General features: G+C 47.4%; 6 protein-coding genes. 3 read left to right on the top strand and 3 right to left on the bottom strand.

Annotated features, from left to right (window positions below):
- Positions 1-464: 464 nt before the first annotated feature.
- Positions 465-2,102: a chaperonin GroEL gene (groL, locus tag A1OO_RS06725; protein WP_016960696.1), complete on the bottom strand. Its 1,638-nt coding sequence runs from the start codon at positions 2,100-2,102 to the stop codon at positions 465-467.
- Between the two features lie 44 nt (positions 2,103-2,146).
- Complete coding sequence (locus A1OO_RS06720; RefSeq protein ID WP_016960695.1) at positions 2,147-2,437, bottom strand: co-chaperone GroES; 291 nt, start codon at positions 2,435-2,437, stop codon at positions 2,147-2,149.
- 274 nt (positions 2,438-2,711) lie between these two features.
- Here A1OO_RS06720 and A1OO_RS06715 point away from each other — a divergent pair, with 274 nt between their 5' ends.
- Positions 2,712-4,064, top strand: a complete 1,353-nt coding sequence (locus A1OO_RS06715; RefSeq protein ID WP_017004529.1) for an MATE family efflux transporter — start codon at positions 2,712-2,714, stop codon at positions 4,062-4,064.
- 25 nt (positions 4,065-4,089) lie between these two features.
- Here the strand turns inward: A1OO_RS06715 and A1OO_RS06710 are convergent, their stop codons facing one another.
- Complete coding sequence (locus A1OO_RS06710) at positions 4,090-4,542, bottom strand: MarR family winged helix-turn-helix transcriptional regulator (RefSeq protein WP_017004528.1); 453 nt, start codon at positions 4,540-4,542, stop codon at positions 4,090-4,092.
- A 169-nt stretch (positions 4,543-4,711) separates the two neighbouring features.
- Between A1OO_RS06710 and A1OO_RS06705 the strand changes: the two genes are divergently transcribed.
- Together A1OO_RS06705 and A1OO_RS06700 are read left to right on the top strand one after the other, a co-directional pair.
- On the top strand, positions 4,712-5,881 hold the full coding sequence (locus A1OO_RS06705; RefSeq protein WP_017004527.1) for a homogentisate 1,2-dioxygenase: 1,170 nt from the start codon (positions 4,712-4,714) through the stop codon (positions 5,879-5,881).
- Positions 5,882-5,884: 3 nt separating this feature from the next.
- Positions 5,885-6,880: a fumarylacetoacetate hydrolase family protein gene (locus A1OO_RS06700; RefSeq protein WP_017004526.1), complete on the top strand. Its 996-nt coding sequence runs from the start codon at positions 5,885-5,887 to the stop codon at positions 6,878-6,880.
- The last annotated feature ends 5 nt before the right edge of the window (positions 6,881-6,885 follow it).

Raw genomic sequence — 6,885 nt, 5'->3', positions numbered from 1 at the left:
GTGCCCACACAGATTGTATAGGTCAAATTGTTAAAGAACGTTGACTTGGTAAGCGGCTTAACTCGCCGTGTTCCGTGTCGATGGGGCGCAGTATAGGGACTTCAGAGTTTGGCGCAAGTGGTTTCATGAAAAAAATCACACTTTCGATGCCAAATGGTCACTAATCGCTCAAAATCGACATTTTTGTACAAAATGCATGCTGCATATACAAATCTGTACCGATGAGAGTCAGAGGTCAAGGCCCATATGTCGATATGATTTCACTGCAATGACTGTTTTGTGACTGCGAGATTATTGAGTAAAGCACAGAATCCAAAAACCGCACGACTATTTTTTAATCAAAATTGCATGTTAGTCAATTCTCGTACAGCCCAGAGAACACGTGGCCTTGACTAACTCTTTCTTTATACGAAAAAAAGCCCGCTAACGCGGGCTTTCTAGAATAGTTTCTGCAGAAACGGAGATTACATCATCCCGCCCATGCCACCCATGCCGCCCATATCAGGCATTGCAGAGCCATCTTGCTTAGGCGCTTCGGTTACCATTGCTTCAGTGGTAATCATCAGGCCAGCGACAGATGCTGCAAATTGCAGAGCTGAACGCGTTACCTTGGTAGGGTCCAAGATACCCATTTCAATCATATCGCCGTATTCGCCAGTCGCTGCGTTGTAACCGTAGCTACCTTCACCAGCTTTCACGTTGTTAGCAACAACAGAGTCTTCATCACCGGCGTTCAATGCGATTTGACGAATTGGCGATTCCATCGCGCGCAGCGCTACACGAATACCTACATTTTGGTCTTCGTTGTCGCCTTGAAGATCTACGACTTTGTGTGCAGCACGGATTAGTGCAACACCGCCACCGGCAACCACGCCTTCTTCTACAGCTGCTCGTGTTGCGTGCAGTGCATCTTCTACGCGATCTTTCTTCTCTTTCATTTCAACTTCAGTTGCTGCGCCAACTTTGATTACTGCAACGCCGCCTGCCAATTTAGCAACACGCTCTTGCAGTTTCTCTTTGTCGTAATCTGACGTTGCATCTTCGATTTGCTGACGGATTTGAGAAACACGACCTTGGATAGATGCTTCATCACCTGCACCATCAATGATAGTGGTGTTTTCTTTAGTAATAGTAATGCGTTTTGCTTGACCAAGATCTTCCAGCGTTACTTTCTCCAGTTCCATACCGATTTCTTCAGAAATCACAGTACCTGCAGTCAGTGTCGCAATGTCTTGTAGCATTGCTTTACGGCGGTCGCCGAAACCTGGTGCTTTAACAGCAGCGACTTTCACGATGCCACGCATGTTATTCACAACAAGTGTTGCTAATGCTTCACCTTCTACGTCTTCAGCGATAATCAGCAGTGGACGTGAAGATTTCGCAACTGCTTCCAGAGTCGGTAGCAATTCACGGATGTTTGATACTTTCTTGTCAACCAATAGGATGAATGGGCTATCTAAATCAATAGAACCAGACTCTTGGTTGTTAATGAAGTAAGGAGACAGGTAGCCGCGATCAAACTGCATACCTTCTACTACGTCTAGCTCGTCTTGAAGAGATTGACCTTCTTCAACAGTGATAACACCGTCACGACCAACTTTTTCCATTGCTTCTGCAATCAGTTTACCCACTGTCTCATCAGAGTTTGCTGAGATAGTACCAACTTGCGCAATCGCTTTGGTATCTGCACATGGAACAGACAGTGCTTTCAACTCTTCAACAGCAGCGATGACTGCTTTGTCGATACCACGCTTCAGATCCATTGGGTTCATACCCGCTGCAACTGCTTTAAGACCTTCAGTAATGATAGATTGCGCGATAACCGTGGCAGTTGTTGTACCGTCACCAGCAGCATCATTAGCTTGTGACGCCACTTCTTTAACCATTTGTGCGCCCATGTTCTGGAATTTATCTTCCAGTTCAATTTCACGAGCAACAGATACGCCATCTTTAGTAATAACAGGTGCGCCAAACGATTTGTCCAGAACAACGTTACGACCTTTAGGGCCAAGGGTTACTTTCACTGCATTTGCTAGAACGTTTACGCCTTCCAGCATTTTTGTACGTGCATCATTGCCAAACTTAACGTCTTTAGCTGCCATTTCTCTCTTCCTTTATAAATTCTGTTTCTATAGTGAAATAGTAATTACTCAACGATAGCCATGATGTCGTTTTCAGACAGGATCAGGACTTCTTTACCATCAATTTTTTCAGTCTTAGTGCCGTAGCCTTCTGAGAAAATAACAGTGTCGCCAACTTTAACGTCCAAAGGCTGAACAGTGCCGTTCTCAAGGATACGGCCTTTGCCTACTGCTAGCACAACACCGCGAGTCGACTTCTCAGCAGCTGAACCAGTTAAAACAATGCCACCAGCAGATTTTGATTCAACTTCTTGGCGTTCAACGATTACTCGGTCATGTAGTGGACGAATGTTCATTGGTCGTCTCCTGAATTAATGTAGTGATCCATGTATGGAATTAAAAAGGAAACAACAGCGTTCGTCGCTTCCAAAGTACCTTCTAAGTGGGGGTGGGTTATCTCAATCCCAAGGGGGAAAATGCAAATTTTTTCCATTTTTTTGGCCAATATCTTTTGCGACATCACATTCTATCCATTAGGGTAGCCCTGCCTTGTAGACAAAGAAGATAGCCAGTCGATTTCGACATTTCCGCTTTTCTTCTCAAAGCGAGAAGAAACTATCCGAGAGTAGTATGAAGGATAAACATGGCCTACTGACAGGGCCCATCGACCAAGTCCTCAAAAACATGACCATTCCTATGGTGTTTGGCCTTGTTGCTATTTTGGCTTTTAGCCTTGTTGATACCTTCTTTATATCCCTTTTAGGTACAGATGCATTAGCAGCGGTTAGCTTCACTTTCCCGATCACGTTTGCCGTGAATTGCATCACTATGGGCATAGGGGTAGGCCTTTCAACTTGTATTGCCCGTTCGCTTGGCAAGCGTGATATAGATGATGCAGCGAGAGTATCCGGACACGGGTTGATTTTGGCGGTGCTACTGGTCATTGTTGCCAGCATCATTGGCCTATCGACTATCGATCCGCTTTTTAGGCTGTTGGGTGCACAAGACCGCTTACTTCCGCTTATCCATGATTACATGAACGTGTGGTATCTCAGTATTCCATTGCTCGTGATACCTATGGCTGGCAACTCCGCCATACGCGCCACCGGAGACACCAAAACCCCTGCGAAGATTATGATCGTGGCTGGCGTCATCAACGGCCTTCTCGATCCATTACTGATATTTGGTCTCGGCCCAGTCCCCGAGTTAGGCGTACAAGGTGCCGCCATTGCCAGTGCCATTAGCTGGGCAGGGGCGCTCGTGTGTTCTTTGTATGTACTAATAAAGAGGGAAAGGCTGCTTGCTCGCCCATCCCCTAGTAAACTCATTCAAGATTGGAAAGACATCCTTGCCATCGGCACGCCCGCCGCGTTATCGAATGCATTGAATCCGATATCCGGCGCCATTCTCATGATGTTATTAGCCGCACAAGGCACGGCTGCAGTTGCCGCTTATGGCGCGGCGCAACGCATAGAATCTCTTCTACTTATTGTTATGATGGCATTGACCTCAACATTAACACCGCTAATGGCACAAAATTTCGGAGCCAGTAACCCATCGAGAGCTTTCGATGCATTGTTCCGAGCCATGCGCTTTTCCATCTTGTTCCAGTTACTCATTTTCATTGCAATGGTGCCATTAAGCGCGCCTATCGCATCTATGTTCAGTCAAGAACCTGCGGTGCAAAACAAACTGTGGCACTACTTGATTGTTGTGCCGGCAAGTTACGGTATGCAAGGGGTCATGATGATGTTGGTCAGTGCACTCAATGCCATGAAAAAGCCAGTGCTGGCTTTCGCGATAAACCTTATGCGTTTATTTGTTTTGCTACTGCCGATGGCATGGATTGGAAGCCTTTTAGACAACACAGAAGGTATGTTTATCGGTATCGCTGCCGCCAATGGCATCGCGGGTATGATTGCTTATGGCATCGCGTTGTTACTTCGTCGTCGCACTCTGGCAACGCCAGTCCCTACTTCGTAGGTCAACATGACAAACCACAAACCGTTTAATCTTCGAGTTCTCGGGTTCGATGTTGAAGTGCATCAAGCGCGGCGTATAGATCGTGATACTGAGTCCCCGTAAGCCCATCAAGCACTTTACGCTCCCAATCCAACACCCGTGGCACTATCTTTTGATAAAGTTCGTTGCCTTGCTGGGTCAATCGAATAAGTGCAGCGCGTTGATCTTTCTCTAGCGTCTCACGCATCACTATGTCACTCGCTTCGAGCCTATTGAGGATGCGCGATACCTTGACCTTATCCATACTCGTTTCTTTGGCTAAGTCTTTCGACAACACCCCATCTCTTGCACCAAGTGAAGCCAATACTCGCCATTCTGAACGGCTGATCCCAAATTCCTTTTGATAAATTTTCGCTAACGCATCTGAGACGTGCATTGCTGTTTTTACTAACTTGTAAGGTAAAAAATCATCCAAAATAAATGCTTGTGCATTCGCCATACGGCTTTCCTTTTTCGTCACATGACAGCCCAAGTAACAACCACAAAAATCACTCGATATTCAGTTGCCACTTTTTAATATTGGGCACTATGCTTAATGTAGTTTCAAATGAAACTATTTACCAGCTCCCTCAAATCACCCACACAGACAACGTGCGGCAGGAGGACAAATGCGAAAGTGGTTTTCGTTCCCTATAAAAGAAGGCGTAACATCGCAACAGGCGCATTGCGATTTACCCGACGGTACCTTTGAACGCGAATGCGGCAAAGAGGGCTTTTTTGGCCCCGCCACGCACATGTACCACCAGCATGCTCCTACTGGTTGGATAGACTGGGAAGGAGACCTCCGCCCACACGCCTTTGATACCAACAACATTGCCGATACGGGTAACAACCCACTCACCGCACCTTTATTGCTCTCTAACTCCAACGTGAAAGTTCGAATCTGGCGCTGCCATCAAAACATGGATTATTTGGTCAGAAATGGGGACGGTGATGATTGCCTGTTTGTTCATGAAGGCGCAGGGTCGTTATATTGTGATTACGGACATCTGACATTTCGAGATGGCGACTACCTCATCATTCCACGCTCGACCAACTGGCGCATCGAACCCAACTCGCCAGTCACGTTATTGATGATCGAAGCCACCAACGGATCCTACATGGGTGCGGAACGCGGGATCGTCGGCGATCATGCCATCTTTGATCCTGCGATGCTCGAACATCCTCGTATGGATGAACGCTTCCTCGCCCAGCAACAAAAAGAAGGCCAATGGGAGGTCTATTTAAAATCACGCAATGCAATGAATCGAATCACCTACCCGTTCAACCCACTCGATGCGGTTGGCTGGAAAGGCGAACTCACCGTATTTAGGCTCAATTGGCGTGATATCCGCCCATTGATGAGTCATCGCTATCATCTGCCTCCCTCAGCACACACCACTTTCGTGGCCAACGGATTTATCATTTGCACTTTTGTGCCTCGCCCTATTGAGTCAGACCCCGGCGCATTAAAAGTGCCCTTCTATCACAACAATGATGACTACGATGAAGTGATTTTCTATCACAAGGGCGAGTTCTTCAGCCGCGACAATATTCACCCCGGCATGGTGACACATCACCCTTGTGGTTTTCCGCATGGCCCGCACCCCAAAGCATTTGAAGCTGGCGCCAAAGGAAAGAAAAAGCAAACCGACGAAGTCGCCGTCATGATCGACACACGAATGCCGCTAGATTTGGGTGAAGCAGCTAAACAAACCGAAGTTGACGATTACGTAATGTCTTGGTGCACGCCCCTCGAGGCTAGTCCAACGAAACGGAATAAAGAAATGAAGGAGTAAACAATGAAACTGGCCTCCCTGAAACACCGCCGCGATGGCAAACTCATTTTAGTGTCCCGCGATCTGACTCAAGCCGTTGATGCATCAGACATCGCCTTCACTCTGCAAGATGCCTTAGATGAATGGGATACCCTATCGCCACTGTTGCAAGCACGTTATGACGCATTGAATGCCAACAAAGCATCCGGTCGATTTACATTTCACCCAGTAGACTGTGACTCACCACTGCCCCGCGCCTACCAATGGGCGGATGGCAGTGCCTACGTCAATCACGTGGAATTGGTGCGCAAAGCACGTGGGGCAAGCATGCCAGAGAGTTTCTGGACCGATCCCTTGATGTACCAAGGCATGTCCGACAAATTCCTCGGCCCTCGTGACAATATCGAACTGTGCGACGAAAGCTGGGGATGTGATTTTGAAGCGGAAGTGGCCATCATCACTGATGATGTCAACATGGCAACCTCATCTAGTGAGGCTGGAGAACACATCAAATTACTCATGCTGGTCAACGATATCTCACTAAGAAACCTCATTCCCGGAGAGCTTTCGAAAGGTTTTGGTTTCTTTCAATCCAAGCCCGCTTCGGCATTTTCCCCCGTCGCTGTCACTCCTGACGAATTAGTATCGAACTGGCAAGACAACAAAGTGCACTTGCCATTGTCCGTACATCTTAACGATGAATTATTCGGCGCACCCAATGCAGGCGTCGACATGACGTTTGATTTTGCCGACCTCATCGCGCACGCAGCAAAAAGCCGTCCATTGGGCGCTGGCACCATTATCGGCTCAGGAACTGTGTCAAATATTGACCGTAGCAAAGGCTCTTGTTGCATTGCAGAGCGACGAATGTTGGAAATTCTGGATCTTGGAGCACCCAAAACCTCCTTTCTACTCTATGGTGATAGGGTCGGAATCGAGATGCATGACAAGGAAGGTCGTTCAATCTTCGGACGGATTGAGCAAGAGGTTACCCCTTACGGGATAGCGCAACAAAGATAGCAAGG

Origin of the sequence: Enterovibrio norvegicus FF-33 (genome assembly GCF_000286835.2) — a bacterium.
GTDB classification, from domain to species: Bacteria; Pseudomonadota; Gammaproteobacteria; order Enterobacterales; family Vibrionaceae; genus Enterovibrio; species Enterovibrio norvegicus_A.
Note: the sequence above shows the minus strand (reverse complement) of the source record. Positions and strands in the feature narration are given on the sequence as shown.

Bases quoted from the DNA above. Each gene is read 5' to 3' on its own strand.
- A1OO_RS06705 (WP_017004527.1), top strand. From the start codon at position 4,712: ATGCGAAAGTGGTTTTCGTTCCCTATAAAAGAAGGCGTAACATCGCAA.
- A1OO_RS06715 (WP_017004529.1), top strand. From the start codon at position 2,712: ATGAAGGATAAACATGGCCTACTGACAGGGCCCATCGACCAAGTCCTC.
- A1OO_RS06720 (WP_016960695.1), bottom strand. From the start codon at position 2,437: ATGAACATTCGTCCACTACATGACCGAGTAATCGTTGAACGCCAAGAA.
- A1OO_RS06700 (WP_017004526.1), top strand. From the start codon at position 5,885: ATGAAACTGGCCTCCCTGAAACACCGCCGCGATGGCAAACTCATTTTA.
- groL (WP_016960696.1), bottom strand. From the start codon at position 2,102: ATGGCAGCTAAAGACGTTAAGTTTGGCAATGATGCACGTACAAAAATG.
- A1OO_RS06710 (WP_017004528.1), bottom strand. From the start codon at position 4,542: ATGGCGAATGCACAAGCATTTATTTTGGATGATTTTTTACCTTACAAG.